The 15,751-nt window shown below is 65.8% G+C and carries 14 protein-coding genes and 1 pseudogene; 8 read left to right on the top strand and 7 right to left on the bottom strand.

Translation table 11 applies throughout. The features are described from left to right. Nucleotides 1-188: 188 nt before the first annotated feature. A complete protein-coding gene (locus NM2_RS17245) occupies nucleotides 189-1,133 on the bottom strand; it encodes an NADP-dependent oxidoreductase (protein WP_067669770.1) in 945 nt (314 codons plus the stop codon). Between the two features lie 434 nt (nucleotides 1,134-1,567). On the opposite strand from NM2_RS17245, the pseudogene NM2_RS51675 reads away from it, so the two are divergent. Both NM2_RS51675 and NM2_RS52995 read left to right on the top strand, forming a co-directional pair. Continuing rightward, nucleotides 1,568-1,936: pseudogene (locus NM2_RS51675) on the top strand (MOSC domain-containing protein); the annotation flags it as partial. Continuing rightward, nucleotides 1,910-2,158 (top strand): 2Fe-2S iron-sulfur cluster-binding protein, encoded by a 249-nt coding sequence (locus tag NM2_RS52995; protein WP_369690321.1) that lies wholly within the window; start codon nucleotides 1,910-1,912, stop codon nucleotides 2,156-2,158. The pseudogene NM2_RS51675 and the gene NM2_RS52995, both read left to right, overlap by 27 nt. A gap of 174 nt (nucleotides 2,159-2,332) precedes the next feature. On the opposite strand, the gene NM2_RS17235 is transcribed toward NM2_RS52995, so the two are convergent. Then, nucleotides 2,333-3,220 carry an NmrA family NAD(P)-binding protein gene (locus tag NM2_RS17235; RefSeq protein WP_067669768.1) on the bottom strand — a complete coding sequence of 296 codons (888 nt, stop codon included), beginning with the start codon at nucleotides 3,218-3,220 and terminating at the stop codon, nucleotides 2,333-2,335. A gap of 197 nt (nucleotides 3,221-3,417) precedes the next feature. Here NM2_RS17235 and NM2_RS17230 point away from each other — a divergent pair, with 197 nt between their 5' ends. The 4 genes from NM2_RS17230 to NM2_RS17220 all read left to right on the top strand — a co-directional run bounded on the left by NM2_RS17230 (nucleotide 3,418) and on the right by NM2_RS17220 (nucleotide 8,007). Further along, complete coding sequence (locus NM2_RS17230; protein ID WP_067669767.1) at nucleotides 3,418-3,867, top strand: MarR family winged helix-turn-helix transcriptional regulator; 450 nt, start codon at nucleotides 3,418-3,420, stop codon at nucleotides 3,865-3,867. Between the two features lie 257 nt (nucleotides 3,868-4,124). Continuing rightward, the gene (locus NM2_RS17225) at nucleotides 4,125-6,044 is read left to right on the top strand and encodes a vWA domain-containing protein (RefSeq protein WP_067669765.1); all 1,920 of its coding nucleotides are present in this window, start codon (nucleotides 4,125-4,127) and stop codon (nucleotides 6,042-6,044) included. A gap of 161 nt (nucleotides 6,045-6,205) precedes the next feature. Then, nucleotides 6,206-6,340 carry a hypothetical protein gene (locus NM2_RS52595; RefSeq protein WP_281182451.1) on the top strand — a complete coding sequence of 45 codons (135 nt, stop codon included), beginning with the start codon at nucleotides 6,206-6,208 and terminating at the stop codon, nucleotides 6,338-6,340. A 140-nt stretch (nucleotides 6,341-6,480) separates the two neighbouring features. After that, nucleotides 6,481-8,007, top strand: a complete 1,527-nt coding sequence (locus tag NM2_RS17220; RefSeq protein ID WP_067669763.1) for an acyl-CoA synthetase — start codon at nucleotides 6,481-6,483, stop codon at nucleotides 8,005-8,007. Nucleotides 8,008-8,101: 94 nt separating this feature from the next. Here the strand turns inward: NM2_RS17220 and NM2_RS17215 are convergent, their stop codons facing one another. Beyond that, nucleotides 8,102-8,812 carry a uracil-DNA glycosylase gene (locus NM2_RS17215; protein ID WP_067669971.1) on the bottom strand — a complete coding sequence of 237 codons (711 nt, stop codon included), beginning with the start codon at nucleotides 8,810-8,812 and terminating at the stop codon, nucleotides 8,102-8,104. A 1,417-nt stretch (nucleotides 8,813-10,229) separates the two neighbouring features. After that, on the bottom strand, nucleotides 10,230-11,573 hold the full coding sequence (locus NM2_RS17210) for a family 1 glycosylhydrolase (protein ID WP_067669761.1): 1,344 nt from the start codon (nucleotides 11,571-11,573) through the stop codon (nucleotides 10,230-10,232). A 331-nt stretch (nucleotides 11,574-11,904) separates the two neighbouring features. Here NM2_RS17210 and NM2_RS52990 point away from each other — a divergent pair, with 331 nt between their 5' ends. Further along, entirely contained in the window at nucleotides 11,905-12,165 is a 261-nt protein-coding gene (locus tag NM2_RS52990; protein WP_084531137.1) for a DUF305 domain-containing protein, read from the top strand. 155 nt (nucleotides 12,166-12,320) lie between these two features. Here the strand turns inward: NM2_RS52990 and NM2_RS17205 are convergent, their stop codons facing one another. After that, the gene (locus NM2_RS17205; protein ID WP_067669760.1) at nucleotides 12,321-12,608 is read right to left on the bottom strand and encodes a hypothetical protein; all 288 of its coding nucleotides are present in this window, start codon (nucleotides 12,606-12,608) and stop codon (nucleotides 12,321-12,323) included. A gap of 502 nt (nucleotides 12,609-13,110) precedes the next feature. Between NM2_RS17205 and NM2_RS49080 the strand changes: the two genes are divergently transcribed. Then, entirely contained in the window at nucleotides 13,111-13,341 is a 231-nt protein-coding gene (locus tag NM2_RS49080; RefSeq protein ID WP_067669758.1) for a hypothetical protein, read from the top strand. Nucleotides 13,342-13,466: 125 nt separating this feature from the next. On the opposite strand, the gene NM2_RS47540 is transcribed toward NM2_RS49080, so the two are convergent. Next, nucleotides 13,467-14,027 carry a hypothetical protein gene (locus NM2_RS47540; protein WP_084531134.1) on the bottom strand — a complete coding sequence of 187 codons (561 nt, stop codon included), beginning with the start codon at nucleotides 14,025-14,027 and terminating at the stop codon, nucleotides 13,467-13,469. Nucleotides 14,028-14,506: 479 nt separating this feature from the next. Further along, nucleotides 14,507-15,748, bottom strand: a complete 1,242-nt coding sequence (locus NM2_RS17190; protein ID WP_067669756.1) for a fatty acid desaturase family protein — start codon at nucleotides 15,746-15,748, stop codon at nucleotides 14,507-14,509. Nucleotides 15,749-15,751 lie beyond the last annotated feature (3 nt).

Raw genomic sequence — 15,751 nt, 5'->3', positions numbered from 1 at the left:
ACAGAGGCTTCTCATGACGCGGCGCGGGGAGTCCGAATTTTGATTTCGGCGAAGAGCTTGGTCTCCATCAGCTGTTCGGTAAAGCCAGCCTGGTCGTGCAGACGCGGGCACTCGCACGAAGGTCTTCACATTCGTACCGGCTTTCCGTAAGGGGCCTGGGATCGCGCATGCGTCCTGTCCCTGAGTCCTCACCGACGAACGCGGATGATCGTCTTCCCCGTTATTCGCTCGGTCGGGTTGAAAGCATCGACAGCATCGTCGAGAGTCGCGACTTGTCCGATGTGCGTCCGCAGACGTCCGTCCCGCACCCGCCGGGCGATCTCACTCAATTGCGCCCGATCGGAGACGACAACGAAATCGATCGCCAGTCCGCCGGCCGGCCGTGCCTCGGGCGGACCGGCGACGGTCACCAGTGTTCCGCCGGCTCGAACCAGACCCGCGGACCGCCTTCCGATGTCGCCGCCGAAGACGTCGAACACCAGATCGACTTCGCCGACATCCTCCATCGTGTCGTTCGCGAGGTCGACAAACTCCTGCGCGCCGTAATCGAGCGCCGTCTGACGGTGGGCGGCGCGTCCGGTACCGATGACGTAGACGCCGGCCTCACGTGCGAGCTGTGTCGCCATCGAACCGACTGCGCCGGCCGCACCGTGCACGAGGACGCTCTGCCCCGCCCGGATGTGGCCGTGCTCGAACAGCCCCTGCCACGCGGTCAGGCCCGTCATCACGACGCTCGCGCCCACCGTGAAGTCGACGTCGCCCGGCAGTGGCGCAAGGTTGCGCGCCTCGACGACAACGTATTCCGCCAGTGTGCCGTCGCGAGTCCAGTCCGTAAGGCCGAACACCCGCTGTCCCACCGACAACCCCGTCGTTCCGTAGCTGAGAGCGGTGACCACCCCGGCCACCTCATGGCCGGGGATCGACGGCGTCCGGTCACGGCCGAGGCGATCGATCCAGGTCGAGGGCCACTCCAGCTCATCCCCGGTGAATCCCGACGCATGAACTTCAACGACGACGTCGCCGTAGTTCGCGCCCTCGAGACCGGCGAGCCTCGCCACGTCCGGCTCGGGCCGCTCCACCAGCGTCATCCCCGCAGTTCCCGCGGCCCGGTCCGTCACCACGATCGCTTTCATCCGACTACCTCTCTCAGTATCAGTCCTCGCCTACCCCCGTTATGGCGTTGAGGGGTCTCCGTTGTCTCCGCGTCGCTACCGACGAACCCGGATGATCGTTTTGCCCTTGACCTTTCGGTCGTCACGGTGGACCAGGCAGTCGTGCCGAGATCTGCTGCTATGACAGTCCCATGACTCGGCTCCCTCCACTCGGACGCGCTCGAAGTACTGCCGATGGGGCCGGGCAATCGGCCGCTCAGCCGTTTCCGCCGCCCTGATGCTCGCAGTGAGGTCCCCGAGCGACCCGCTCGACTCGCCGCACCTTCCAGGCCTGCCGGTGCGGCTACCAGCGTAATCCGGCCGATTGTCGTCGGCGCCGAGCATCCGCGACAGCCTCGGACATGACTGTGCGCCGGAGTAGCTTGAATACGACAACAACCGCGGAGACGAAACCCATGGCTTCTTTGCTCTCGGTCAACGTTGGTATGCCCGAAGATGTCGCCTGGCGCGGACGAACGGTCCACACTGGGATATTCAAGTCGCCGGTCAGCGGTTCGGTGATGGTGCGCAAACTGAATATCGATGGCGATGGCCAGGGCGACCTCGACGGCCACGGCGGTGAGCAGCGCGCCGTGCTCGTGTACCAGATCGACTCGATCCGGTTCTGGCAGCACTACTTCGGTCACGCCGGGGTCGAGTTCGGCCAGTTCGGCGAAAACTTCACCGTGGACGGGCTCAGCGACCAGGATGTGTGCATCGGCGACCGGTACCGGATCGGTGAGGCCGAGTTCGAACCCATGGTCACGTTCGGTCGTAGTGGCTTGTCCACGCGCTGGCAGATCGATACGGGATCACTGCTCGAACTCGCCGAGGCCTGTGACGTGCCCACCAGGTGGTCGTGCCGCACCGGCGTGTGCCACACACGCATCACCCCGCTCCTGGCCGGCGCCACCACGTACCTACCCGACCCACTGGAGGCTCCCGACAACGGTCGGGTACTGATCTGCTGTGCCCGCCCGGACAGCGACATCGTGCTGGATCTGTGACAGCCCGACCGACTCGCCGCCGAGATCGCCGCAATGCCCACCGTCGAGGACACCGCGGAACGCCTCCTCACCCCACACGACACCACACGCGTGACGAGCGAAAAGCGACGCCGAGGTCGCTCCAGAGCCTCGGCACTCGACGCGAGGAGTAGTGCGGAGTTCCTGCGGTCGGGACTAGCGGTTGCCCCAGCTTTCACTGCCGTCGAAGTACCGCCTGTTCCGGTCGATGAAGGCTTCGACAGTGAGCGGCTCCACCCCGGTGAGATCGCGGACGATGTCGTTGGTGCCGGCGAATATCCCGTTGCGGTAGTCGACCGCGACATTGACCAGATGCTGCACGAAGTGGGAATCGAATCCTCGCTGTTCGAGCGCGGACCGGAATTCGTCGAGTTCGATGGGTACGTAAGTGATCCGCCGGCCCAGAGTCCGGGTCATAGCCGCGGCGATCTGGTGGTGATCGAGCTCCACCGGCCCGTAGAGCGGGTAGATCTTCCCGGCGTGAGGCCCAGGATCAGCCAGAATCGCAGCGATGACGCGCCCCTGATCCTCGGCCGCGATCGGTGCGTGGCGCGCGTCGGCGAACGGCAACCGTAGCTCTCCGGTCGGGGCATCCCAGAAGCTGATCAGCCATTCGGCGAAGAAAGTAGGCCGGATATGGGTCACCGTCCCGCTGAAGTGGTCCAGGACGCGTTCGGCGAGCCAGTGCTGACGGGCGGCGTTGCTGACGGCGTCGCGCCGGGCCGAAATCTGCGACATATTGACGATGGCGCCGACGCCGTTCTCTTCGGCTGCCTGCACAAGCGTGGCGGTAGCCTCCAGCAATCCCGGTGCGATCGGATAGGTGAGGTACGCCGCGTCCATACCTTCGGCGGCCGCGCTCACCGCGTCCAAATCCAGCAGATCCGCGACGACGACCTCGGCTCCGGCCCGAACGAGCCGCTCGGCCCTGCCGTCGGCGCGATGAACCAGCGCGCGAACATGGTGGCCCTGGTCCAGGAGCGTGCTCGTGGCGTGTGCACCGGTCTTACCGGTGGCGCCGGTGACGAGTATCTGGCGAGTCATAACGAGATCCCTTCCGACAATGGATGGTTCGATCACTGCCTGCTGCAACACCGCAAGATACGGGCATATGCCCATTGTGATTAGGGGCACATACCCGTATTTTGCGGCATGCGGGCTTGAAAACGGACGTTGTCGGGCGTAGGCGAGGACGGGGCCTGCCCGGCTCAGAGTCGCCATGGACGGGAGGAGCGAAGACGATGAAGCCACAAGCGTCGACAACGCGAGACTGCTACGCCACGGCACTACGGAAGGCGTCACGGCGGCTGACCGCCCTCTACGACGACGTGCTGGCTCCCGCCGGTCTGCGTTCGACGCAGTACGCCATCCTCGGTGAACTCGTCGACGGCGAACCGATCACGATCAACGAGCTGGCGCGGACCCTCGTCCTGGACCGCTCGGGCCTCGGCCACTCGCTACGCCCGCTCCAGCGCGACGGCCTGATCCGGCTGGACAAGGACGCCACCGATCGGCGCAGCGTGAACGTCACACTCACCGAGGAAGGGCAGCGGCGGTTCGAGCAGGCGCGCGCGCTGTGGCGCTCGGCCCAGGACCGCGTCGCCACAGCGCTCGGAACGCCGGTGGCAGAACAGCTTCGCGACCAGTTGAACGAAATCGCCGAGGACGACCGGCTGACATCACAGTCGTGACCGTCCCGGTACAGGCCGGGAACCGGCGACCGCCAGCGCCGGCCAGGGTGACGCTCATGATCCAGCACGGCACCCGTAGTCCCGCACCCGAACCTCCATGCCGACATGATCATCCACGCGGTGATGCACTGCCCCCTCGAGCCCGAGCCCGATATGTTCTCACTGTCCGTTTTCATGGGTGGTGAATCGGATAGGGTCATCGGGCTCTCCGGCTGCGTAAGGTCGATCGACCTTGGTCACCACCGAAGTTGGAGAGTATGTCGACAATTAGGAAGCTGCTGACGACGGCGGCCGCAATCGCGGCACTGACGCCGGCAGCGGTGCCGGTACAGGCGCAGGAGGCGAGACCGGAGTATGCGCCGACGATGCTGGTGCTCGACGCGTCGGGATCCATGCAGGCGGCCGACCCTGGTGGCGGGACCAAGTTGGATGCCGCCAAGACGGCCGTGCACACCTTCGTGGGCGCCGCGCCGGCAGCGGCGAAGGTCGGCCTGACCGTCTACGGGACCGGGACCGGATCCTCGGATGCGGAAAAGGCGGCCGGATGTCAGGATGTGCGGACGCTTCGTGGCGCCGACACCATCGATAAGGCAGCACTGAATTCAGCGGTCGAGGAGATTCGGGCCAGCGGGTACACGCCCATCGGAACCTCGCTGCGCGCGGCCGCGAAGGCGCTGCCGACATCGGGTCCGCGGTCGATCGTGCTGGTCTCCGATGGCGAAGACACCTGCGCCCCACCGGATCCGTGCGAGGTTGCCCAGGAGTTGAATCGTCAGGGCGTCGCAATCGTCGTCCACGCCATCGGATTCGGCGTCGACGCGGCATCGCGGAAACAGCTGACATGTATCGCCCAGACGACCGGCGGCACCTACACCGACGCGGTCGACGGCAAATCCCTCGAACGCATACTTCCACGCGTCACTCAAACGGCATTGCGGACCTATGAACCGATCGGGACGCCGATTTCCGGTACGCCGACCTATCGCGACGCACCGGTCGCGGCACCCGGTCAGTATCTGGATACGATCGGCCAGCACGAGACCAGGTACTACGCAATCGATGTGCCGCAGGGCGCGATGGCCTACTTCAGTGCGACGACGGCGTTCCCCCATATTCGGCAGCCGGCTCTCGCCAACGACAACAGCGTTCTTTATTTGCGGGTCTACGGTGCCGACGGCCGGGACTGCAACCAATTCACCTTCGAGCAGGCGGTGAACACCAGTAGCGGCGTGGCTCTCACCGTCACGAAGGCCTGGGACGGCGCGACGAAGTCCGCCGAGGACGGATCAGCGGACAAGTGCCGCGGCGGCGGCCGCTACTACTTCGCTCCCGAATGGCACCGCGCCGCCGACAATATGCCCCAGCGGATGCCGATGGAACTGCTGTTCGGAATCGAGCCGGGCGTCACCGATGCTGGCCCGCCGACATCGACGACACCGACGGCTTTCACTGCGCCTTCGGGCGCCGAAGTGCCGGTGGTGGGCGGTGGATCATTCAATGCCGCAACGATATTGAACAATTCCGGCAGCTACTCCGATACGTTGCAGCGCGGGGAGTTCGTGTTCTATCGAGTCAAGCTGGATTGGGGACAGGGCCTGGCATACCGGGTGAACTTCCTCCAATCGAACAGAAACGGCCTCGATGGCGTGTCGACTGTCACGTCCACGTTGTACACGCCGGTACGCCAGGAGATCGATAACGCTTTCAGCTCCTATGACGGTGCCCCGTATGGGATGCCGAGTGGTCATCCCGCACTGGCAACCCTGCCCGTGCGGTACAGCAATCGTGACGGCGGGCCCGTCAGCGGCAGGGGACAGAGCCTGCCCGGCTGGTACTACATCGCCGTCTCCGTCGGCCCGTCCAGAACAGAAGGCGCGGGCGCCCCGGTGCCGATTCGCCTGGACCTCACTGTGGCCGGGCATCCCGAACCAGGACCGCATTACGCATCATCCACGGCGGACGGCACTTTCGGTGAGAATGCGACGCCCTCGCAGACCGGCACGTCCGGCTCGGGCAGTGCCGGCGGGCGGTCGGCGGTGTCGGCGGCCGCGGAGTCCGGCGACGGAATGCCGCCGGTGATCCTCGCCCTGGTCATCGCGGTTTGCGTGGTATCGCTGGGGCTGATCGTCGGCGGAGTACTCGTGTTCCGCAGCCGTGGTAAGTCGTCGCGGATGTGACACCGGCGTCGGCAGAAACCGGAGACCGGTCCGTCATCGCATTCGGGGGATGACGGACCGCGGCTCGGTGGCGGTGACGGTGGCGCGCCCGTCACCCCTGCGAGGCGACCAGGAGCCCGAGAAGTGGCCGCGTCACCAGGACCGGGAATTGGTAGAATGCGTTGCACGACAATCGGATTCGACAACTGGCAGGTAACATCGACGGCCTGACCGAATCATCGCTGACGATACTGATCGACGTCACCGGCGTGGCACGAGCGGTCGAGGACCTGCAGACCGAGACCGCCGAGGTGTAGCCCATCCTGGGCTACCCCACCCCGAAGTTGTGCGAGCTATGTAGAACCGAGAGCCGCCCCGGGTGGCCTTGCGAACAGGTAACCTCGCGATCGGCGCGACCCGATCGATCGGCCGCTGTCCGGTGAGTTCAGGAGGCCGTATGTACCCGGGTGCCCATGCCGCGCATTTTCCGGAGAAACCCGCCGTCATCGTCGCAGGCGGCACGGGGGTGGTGACCTACCGCGAACTGGAGGAGCAGTCCGCGCGCCTGGCGCGCTACCTGGATGCCGCGGGCCTGCGCCGCGGCGACCATATCGCCCTGCTGACCGACAACGACCCCAGGACGTTCGAAGTCTATTGGGCGGCAATGCGAACCGGGCTCTACTTCACGGCCGTCAACAGTCATCTGTTCCCGGCCGAGATCGCGTACATCGTGAACGACTGCGGCGCCAAAGCCCTGGTCGTCTCGGCGCATCTGGCGGACACGGCGGCGAAGATCGTGCCCGACACCCCGGCGGTGGCCATCCGGCTGTCCTATCGGGGCCTGGTCGAGGGCTACGACTCGTACGAGGACGCACTCGCGGGCAGTTCCCCCGAACCGTTGGCCTCGCAGCCCGCGGGCATGGACATGCTCTACTCCTCGGGGACCACGGGCCGCCCCAAGGGCATCAAACCGCCGCTTCGCGATCACGAGGTCGATCAGCCGACCGATGTCACGCAGGTCTTCGGGCCGATGTACGGCTTCGACACCGAGACCGTGTACCTCTCCCCCGCGCCCCTCTACCACGCCGCGCCGCTGCGGTTCTGCGCCACCGTCCAGGCACTCGGCGGCACCGTGGTGATGATGGAGAAGTTCGACGCCCGAGAGGCGCTCGCCGCGATCGAACGCCACCGCGTGACGCACAGCCAGTGGGTGCCGACGATGTTCGTGCGGATGCTCAAACTCGACGACGACGTGCGCTCGGCGTACGACGTGTCCAGCCTGCGGGTCGCCATACACGCGGCCGCGCCCTGCCCGGTCGAAGTGAAACAGGCCATGATCGACTGGTGGGGCCCGGTCCTGTACGAGTACTACGCGGCCACCGAGAGTATCGGCGTCACCATGATCGACAGCGAACAGTGGCTGCGCAGGCCGGGTTCGGTCGGGAAACCGGCGCTGGGCGTCGTCCACATCTGCGGGGAGGACGGCCGGGACCTCGCCGTCGGTGAGGTCGGCACGATCTACTTCGAACGCGACGAGATGCCCTTCGCGTATCACAACGATCCGGGCAAGACCGCGGAGGCGACCCACCCTCAGCACCCGGCCTGGTCGACCACCGGCGATGTCGGTTACGTCGACGACGAGGGATTCCTGTTCCTCACCGACCGCAAGGCGTTCATGATCATCTCTGGTGGGGTGAACATCTACCCGCAGGAGATCGAGGACGCACTTGCGTTGCATCCCAAGGTATTCGACTCCGCGGTGATCGGGATCCCGGATGCGGAGATGGGCGAATCGGTGCAGGCGGTGGTCCAACCCGCCCCCAGCGTCACCGCCTCCCCCGAACTCGCCGAGGAATTGCGCACCTTCCTGCGGGACCGGATCGCGCACTACAAGGTGCCCCGAGGTGTCGACTTCGTCGACGAGCTTCCCCGCACCCCCACGGGGAAACTCGTCAAGCGAAAGCTGCGGGACCGCTATCGGTGATCAGATCGGTCCTGAATTCCCGCGGGTCGGCAAGGAGCACCGCCTCCTCCCACCTGATAGCCCCTGCGGGACGGGTGCGTCCGGGTTGTCTTCTTCACCGCAGGCCAGCGGTCGACTTGGCCTCGACCAGCACGCCCTCGAGCATCGCCGGCGTGAGTCTTCCGGTGAAGGTGTTCTGCTGGCTCACGTGGTAGCAGCCGAAGATCGTGAGCTCCGCGCGGCCGGGGAGCGCGGGGGCCAGCGAACAGCGCACGCCGTGGCCGAACTTGGGGCGCGGGCGGGGCACGGTCCAGCCGGATTCGGCCAGCGCGGGGAACAGCGCCTGCCAGCCCCAGCCGCCGAGGACGACGATCGTTCGCAGGCTCGGCGCGAGCAGGCCCAGCTCGGTGATCAGCCAGTGACGGCACCGATCGCGCTCGTCCGGGGTGGGCTTGTTGTCCGGGGGTGCACAGTGCACCGGGGCGGTGATCCGCGTGCCGAACAGCCGGAGCCCGTCGCCGCGCCTGGTCGAGTCGGGCTGACTGGCCAGCCCTGCGCGGTACATCGCAGCGAACAGCACATCCCCGCTGCGATCGCCGGTGAACATGCGCCCGGTCCGGTTCCCACCGTGCGCGGCGGGAGCGAGCCCGACCACCAGCAACCGAGCATCGGCCGGTCCGAGACTGGGAACTGCCCGTCCCCAATAGGTTTCGTCACGATATGCCGCCCGCTTGACGCGCGCGGCCTCCTCCCGCCAGGCAACCAAACGCGCACAGGCCCGACAGTCGGCCACCGCCCCGTCGAGTTCATCGATCGACCGACACATCATCGAGCCATTCTGACCCGGCGATCCATTGGCGACTGCCCCGGGACTCGGTTTCCCCTCGGTGAACTGCGCGAGCGCGGTGATGACCCGGGCGGCGATGTGCGGCGGCCATCGGAACGAGGAGGAGGCCAGCCAGCCAGAATTTCGAGGTTTTCCCGTTTCCGCGGAGAGTTTGATGCTCCACCAGTTTCGTAGAGTCGTAGGACTGGGCGTCAGGCCAAAGGAGAAATAGGCTTGCCACCTCGCACACGATCGAAGATCACACACAGAGAGCTGAGTAACAGCGCCCTCGATCATGGCAAACCTCCAAGCGTTCGAAGATCACGCTGGGAAACTCGCCCCGCCGCTCACCACCGCCGGTGAAACTGCTCGGTTTGCGTTCTGCTTCAACAGCTTTCTCTGATTCGCATGTCGCTACAGTCGACGATCGAGTCCGTCGACAAACGAAAGCTTCTGTTTTTCGATGCGGCCGATCTTTCGAGCTTGTCGGTGCGACCAGACCGTCCGTCGCTTGCCACGGATGATGCTGCGGCACAACATCGTTGAGCACAACGGCAGACCTGTTCTCGCACAATCGCGGGCATCCATGGAGCGGCACGTCGCACCCTGTTCACCTGTAATCCCCATTGACGCACGGGCACTCGGCGCCGAGCCCGGACGCGCGACCGGATCGTTCGGGCGTTCGCGCGCACCCTGACCTGTTCATCCTTCAGGGGCACGTACCCTTCGCCTCCAGTGTGGCGGCCATCGAAAACGTGATGGCCACAGCCATATTCACTCAACATGCCGCATCATCGTCTGCAGCGTCCGAAACTTCCGACCAGCACGACAGGCCACCTCAGCGATGACCGCCTTGCAGGAGCTGACCACGCTGCTGCCACCCCCACCCGACGCCGGGCGATCGTTCGACTGGACCACAGTCGAACAACGCCTCAGCGTCACCGGCCTGCCGCAGGACTACACGCAACTGCTGGCGGTGTACGGGAATGTACGGTTCTGCAACGCGCTGCGCCTGTTCCGGCCCGCCGCCGAACCGTGGCTGGACCTGGCCGAGGTCACCCCCGCCGCGCGAGAACCCCTCGGCGACAATGAATTCGGCGAGCCCCCGGCCGACGTACCGGACGGGGTCTCGCTGGATCCGGCGACGCTGATCCAGTGGGGGTGGATCTTTCGGCGACGACTACTGCCTGCGGGACGCCCACGACCCCGACCCGGCACGCTGGACGCTGGTATTCACCGACATCGACAAACTCGACTGGGGCTACGCCGAAACCTACGATCCCACCGACCTGGCCGGCACCGTCACCGCGCGCATCGACACCGCTGCAACCTGATCTCGAGCCACGACCGGAACAGCCGAATCATCTTCTGCCAGTTGGTATCCCGAACTGCACCGACGATCAGGTGGATTCCGGGTCTACGGCCCCGCGACCGGGTCGAGACAGCTGGCCGGCGGGTCGACGAAAATGCACAGAGCCGGGGCACGGGTGGGGCGATAGCCGACGGGGACTCCACCCGCGGCGACGATCTGCGCATAGGCGCCCACAGCGTCGGTGGGGCGGCGGGTGAGCGACGGGTCGGTGCGTACATCGACCGTATAGAGGCCGAATCTCGGTGTGTAGCTGCCCCATTCGTAGTTGTCGGTGAGGCTCCAGTAGTTGTACCCGATCAGGTTCATACCGGCGGCCTTCGCACGCTGCAGCCAGTAGACGGTGTCGCGCAGATGGTCGCCGCGGGTGTAGCCGTCGCTGCGGGGCCGGGCATTCTCGGTGGGCATGCCGTTCTCCACGACGTACAGCGGCTTACCCGGAAAGCGGCGTGAATAGTGCTGCAGCGCATAGTAGATCCCCTCGGTGCGCAGTGGCATCTCCCAGATGCGCGGACCCGGCAGGGTCGGCAGCGCCGAACCGGTGGCCCGCCCGATCGCCCCGTACAGCGACTGCGCCGGGTCGAAGCCGAAGTAGTAGTCCACGCCCACGTAGTCGAGCCGGGCGGCGATTCGGTCGACGAACGCACCGTTGACCTGGTCCTCCGCACCTGCAACATATCCGACGTTCGCGGTGACCCGGGCGCCGGGCTGCTTGCTGTGGATGTAGTCGTAGCTGGCGTTGTGCACATCGACGATCTCGTTCAGCATCCGGTCGGCGTCGGCGCCGCCCTCGCGGACCTCGTTTCGGATGTATACGACGGGCTCGTTCACGGTGACCCACAACGGATTCCGCGAGGAGTACCGATCGACGACGGCACGCATATCGGCCAGCCAGTCCCCGACCATTCCAGGATTGCGCCAGCCGCCCCGGCTCGCTTCCCAGCCCGGGTACACCCAGTGGTCCAGGGTGATCATCGGCCGCATGCCGGCCCGCACGATGCTGTCGACGACCGAATCGTAGAAACGAAAGGCGCGCTGGTCCCACATCCCGGGCGCGGGCTGCAGCCGGGCCCACTCGATCCCGATACGGAAAACCCGCATCCCCATGTCCGCGGCCAGCCGGATGTCGGACTGGTAGCGATCGGCGAAGTCGACCGAATTCCCCAGCGGCTCCGATCCCCGATCCCGAGCGATATAACGCGTCCAATTACTGTCGGGCGCACGACCTTCGGACTGGAAGCCCGAACTGGCAACCCCCCAGAGGAATCCGGAACCCAGCGACGAGAGCGCGGCCGCCCGCGGCGGCCCCGCCAGTGCCGGAGTCCCGGCCAGCGACACCGACACAGCAGCAACGAACACCGCCGAGACAATCCGAAGAACCCAGGATCGCATCAATTCAGGGTAACGAACGGACCCCTGCCCGCGCTGGCGATGGCACCATTCCCACTCCGCCCGCGCGACGTCGCGGCGTGATGAGCCTTCGTCATCGGGTCGTCGTGGTCTGCGCGGCAACCGAAGTGCCCTGCGTGGCTCCGGTACAGGCCGCGACCGCCGAACCCGCGAGCTCGGATCCGCCGATGGGATGGAACTGACGGAACTCCGGAATCGGTGGTGTGCACTACTATTCCGTACGAGGGTATCAGTGATCGAAAGACCATGTGCCGCAGAGGATTACAATGGACAACCCAGGCGCGGAAACTTGTGAATCCGATTGCCACCGTTGATGTCTGGTGGCCTACGCGAGAAGGACACCAAACGACCGACTCGGCGCCCTGCTGGCCAGGATGGGCTACACGGCAGCGCAGCGACGCGATGCTGGGCCTTCGACAGGATGTGGTTGCCGATGATGATCGACCTCCACAAAGGGGCGATCACGATGTCGAACACCGAACTGGCCAGCGGCATGAACACCGACGCCAAGGCAGTGGCCGGGGCATACTCACTACCCGGCAGGCGCAGATCCAACAGATGTAGAGCATCCTGACGTACAGCCTGATCACATACTCGGATGAAGGTCCCCGCAACCGGGACCTTCATCCGAGCGACATCATCGGCTGAGCGCGCGTGGCCGAGGCGGCGCCCGGGCGGTGGCGCGCAGACCCCGCTCGCGCTCGATCAACCGGGCACGAGCGGATCGGCTCAGCTGCCGATGACGGAGTTCATGATGGTTCCGGCGCTGGTGACGGTGGCGCCGCCGATCATCGCGCCCGCCACCATCTTCGGCGACTCGAGGCTGCCGCCGTTCCACTTCTCCCAGGCGAACCGGCCGCCGCCATAGGTGACGGCGCTGACCCCGGAGAGCAGAGTGAACCAGGTGAAGTAATGGACCATCTTGAGCAACTTGTCCGCCACCGGAGGGGTCTCCGGGGTGGGGTTGCCGATCTGGGCAAGCACCGTTGTGTACGTCTCATGTGCGGCGAGAACCATGCTCACGTTCGTTGTCCTCTCGGATGCTGGGGTGATGCCGGCGTGACCACTCGCCCGGATGGCCTTCAGAACCGGCGGGAGCATGCAGGTAGAACTCGTCATTCACTGTTATTGAACCGCATTTGCCACCCGCCGCACGGTAGACACACCAGGTGTGCGGGCAGGCACGCCCGACCCGATGTCAGCGCGGGTGCCGGGCTGTGGTTCGCGCGGAATCCGCACGAACCACAGCGCCGCCGGGTCCCCGGGGCGCCAGATGTGCCCGAAAGTGCTCAGCTCGGTGGCATGCGCCTCAGGCTGCCGACACTGAGCGATCCGTTGACCCCGCGGCGCATCGTCGCCTCTGCCGCGCGAACGTAGTCGGCCGGATCCTTGTCCACAGGCTCGACACCGGCGTAATTGCGTGCCTCGTAAGCGGCGAAGGCGACGGCCAGTTGGTGTCGCCGTTGCAGGCCGGCCAGGCGGCGGAAGTCGGTGAGTCCCTCACGTTCTCTTCGGCCATATGATCGCTGTTGGCCAGGTTCGCCGCCGCGACGGCCGCGTACCACTCGTCGCTACCGACCTGGTGTCGCACTACTTCGGCGACCGCGTCCCTGATCTCGTTGTGATCGTGGATCGCATCGAGAGTCTCGTCCTCCGGCGCGGCCCCGCACTCACCTGTCCCGCAGGTCACGCCCACCTCGGCAACGCACCGCACGATCGGGACACCGCCGTGCGGCCCGGTCTGCGATGAAATGGCAAGGCGCGAGCGGCCACGCCGAGCACAGCAGGCGCGCACCCGGACAGTCCTGCGGTCCGCTCATCGATCACCGGGCTGCGTGACGGTTGGTACGGACGGGCCGATGGGGCCGACCGATCTCAGGTGAGGTGATAGGTGGTGTCGGAGACGGTGAATCCGTGACCGTCTCCGGTGCGGCAGGTGACGCCGGTGGCTTCGTGGACGGTGCACTCGGTGTCGGCGACGCGCAGGGCGACCTCGTACGGCAGGACCTTGGAATCCGGGCCCGCGACCGGAGAGCAGGCGTTGCCGAACGACGCCCTCCTGCCCGTGCCGACCGAGATGGTATTGGGTTTGAGCGGTTTGCCGGTGCAATCGGAGACCGCCGGGGCGTCGGGCGGGAATTGGCCGTTACAACTCGCGCGGCCGGCGTCCATTCCGCAGAGGAATTTACCGCTCGGGGATTTGAAGGTCGTACCGTAATCGGTGTGGTATTCGGCCGGGTCGGCCGTAGCCGGAGAACCGGCCTTGGCTTCGACAGCGGCGGCTGGTGCCATGCCTTCGGCCGGGCCCGCCGAGTGCGCTCCCTGACCGCATCCGCCTACGAAGCCGATGGTCGCCCCGGCCATCGCGATGCGGATCGCCCGTCCCACGGGCGAGGGGCTCGCGGTGCTCGGCGAGGTGTTCCGGAACAGGATCATGAGGTCTCCTCTCAGCCGACGTGTCGGTGTGGACCGACGCGATGATGCGGTCCGTCCTGCCGACTCAGCTATGCCCGATTACGCTCCGGCGAATCGCATACCGGACCGCACACTGGAGACGTGGGAACAGCGAAGAACACCACAGAGACAAGCGACGTGGCTGGCATCGAAGAGTGACCCGGGCATGGGAAACGGTCTTGGCGAGCCACGCCCCAGAGGCGCTGCTGGCCTGCTACGGCTCGGACGCGACGCTCGAGAGCCCGGTCGCCGCCCACATCCTCGGCGGGCCGGGGGTATGTCGCACCGAAGTCCTCGCCCGCACCCCCGACGAGCAGCACCACCACCCCAGTGGATTCTTCACCGACGGACGGCGCGCGATCTGGGAGTACCGCATAGACCGGGGTCCGCTTCGCAGGGAAGCAACATCCTTCGGCCGACGAGGTCCCGTTCCGCGTGAGTCGGCCGGGAGAATCCTCAGCTCAGTTCGCGTTGCGAACCCGAGAGTTCTTCAACTCGCGCAACGCGGTTCGCAACCCGCGACGCTTGCCGGTTTCGGGATCTACACCGAAATGCGACTGAATGCCTTCACGGATCGCGAACCGCAGTTCCGATGCCGTTTCCGGCGCGTCGTCGGGGGTCGCTTCGAGTAGTGCGTTCGGCAGTGCGAGCTTGGCGATCGTCCGGAACGATTGGAGATATTGGCCGCCGAGCGAACCGGTCGTGTACGGCAGGTCGTATTTGTCGCACAGTTCCCGGACTCGCACGCCGATCTGCTCGTAGCGGTTGCTCGGCAGGTCGGGGAACAGGTGGTGCTCGATCTGGTGGCTGAGATTGCCGCTCATGAACCGCATCAGCGGCCCCGCACGGAAGTTGGCCGATCCCAGCATCTGGCGCAGATACCAGCGCGGCTGGTCCTCGGACTCGAATTCCGCGACGGTGAATTTCTCGGCGCCGTCGGGAAAGTGACCGCAGAAGATCACCATATAAGCCCAGTAGTTGCGCACGAAGTTGGCCGTGGCGTCGGCCGTCAGCGTCGTTTTCCAATTCCGTCCAGCCAGCGCCGGGTAGATCAGGTAATCCTTGGCCGCCTGTTTGCCGACCTTGGTTCCGATGATGCGCAGGTCCTTGAACGCTTGGCGCCACGTCTTCTCGCCCCCGCGCAGCTTTTCCACCTCGAGATGATGCAGTGCCACGCCCCACTCGAAAAGGGTCCCGAGAAGCAGGTTGTATACGGGGTTGCCGATATTCCACCACTCCCAGCGCTGGTCACGCGTGACCCGCAGGATCCCGTAACCGACATCGTCGTCCATTCCGACGATGTTGGTGTATTTGTGATGAACGAAGTTGTGCGAGTGTTTCCACTGCACGCTGGGACAGGTGGTGTCCCACTCCCACGACGACGAGTGGATCTCCGGATCGTTCATCCAGTCCCACTGGCCGTGCATCACATTGTGGCCGAGTTCCATGTTCTCGATGATCTTGGCCAGCGAGAGCATCGCCGTGCCGGCGAGCCATGCGGCCTTGCGGTTGCTGAACATCAGCGCGACTCGGCCGCCGGCGGCCAGCGCGCGATGCAGCGTGATGGTGCGCCGGACGTACCGGGCGTCACGCTCGCCGCGCGACTCCTCTATATCGCGGCGGATGGCATCGAGTTCGGCGCCGAGCGCCTCGATGTCGGCCGGGGTCAGATGCGCGTAGATGTCGATGTCGGTGATGGCCACCCG

The sequence above is a fragment of the Nocardia miyunensis NBRC 108239 genome (genome assembly GCF_001613065.1).
Taxonomy (GTDB): domain Bacteria; phylum Actinomycetota; class Actinomycetes; order Mycobacteriales; family Mycobacteriaceae; genus Nocardia; species Nocardia miyunensis.
The sequence above is the reverse complement of the archived record's forward strand: the minus strand, read 5'-3'. Positions and strand labels throughout refer to the sequence as shown.

What these genes read in the sequence shown, in the direction of transcription:
- NM2_RS17245 (WP_067669770.1), bottom strand. Translation starts at nt 1,133, where the DNA reads ATGAAAGCGATCGTGGTGACGGACCGGGCCGCGGGAACTGCGGGGATG.
- NM2_RS52995 (WP_369690321.1), top strand. Translation starts at nt 1,910, where the DNA reads ATGGTCACGTTCGGTCGTAGTGGCTTGTCCACGCGCTGGCAGATCGAT.
- NM2_RS17235 (WP_067669768.1), bottom strand. Translation starts at nt 3,220, where the DNA reads ATGACTCGCCAGATACTCGTCACCGGCGCCACCGGTAAGACCGGTGCA.
- NM2_RS17230 (WP_067669767.1), top strand. Translation starts at nt 3,418, where the DNA reads ATGAAGCCACAAGCGTCGACAACGCGAGACTGCTACGCCACGGCACTA.
- NM2_RS17225 (WP_067669765.1), top strand. Translation starts at nt 4,125, where the DNA reads ATGTCGACAATTAGGAAGCTGCTGACGACGGCGGCCGCAATCGCGGCA.
- NM2_RS17220 (WP_067669763.1), top strand. Translation starts at nt 6,481, where the DNA reads ATGTACCCGGGTGCCCATGCCGCGCATTTTCCGGAGAAACCCGCCGTC.
- NM2_RS17215 (WP_067669971.1), bottom strand. Translation starts at nt 8,812, where the DNA reads ATGTGTCGGTCGATCGATGAACTCGACGGGGCGGTGGCCGACTGTCGG.
- NM2_RS17210 (WP_067669761.1), bottom strand. Translation starts at nt 11,573, where the DNA reads ATGCGATCCTGGGTTCTTCGGATTGTCTCGGCGGTGTTCGTTGCTGCT.
- NM2_RS52990 (WP_084531137.1), top strand. Translation starts at nt 11,905, where the DNA reads ATGTCTGGTGGCCTACGCGAGAAGGACACCAAACGACCGACTCGGCGC.
- NM2_RS17205 (WP_067669760.1), bottom strand. Translation starts at nt 12,608, where the DNA reads ATGGTTCTCGCCGCACATGAGACGTACACAACGGTGCTTGCCCAGATC.
- NM2_RS49080 (WP_067669758.1), top strand. Translation starts at nt 13,111, where the DNA reads ATGATCGCTGTTGGCCAGGTTCGCCGCCGCGACGGCCGCGTACCACTC.
- NM2_RS47540 (WP_084531134.1), bottom strand. Translation starts at nt 14,027, where the DNA reads ATGATCCTGTTCCGGAACACCTCGCCGAGCACCGCGAGCCCCTCGCCC.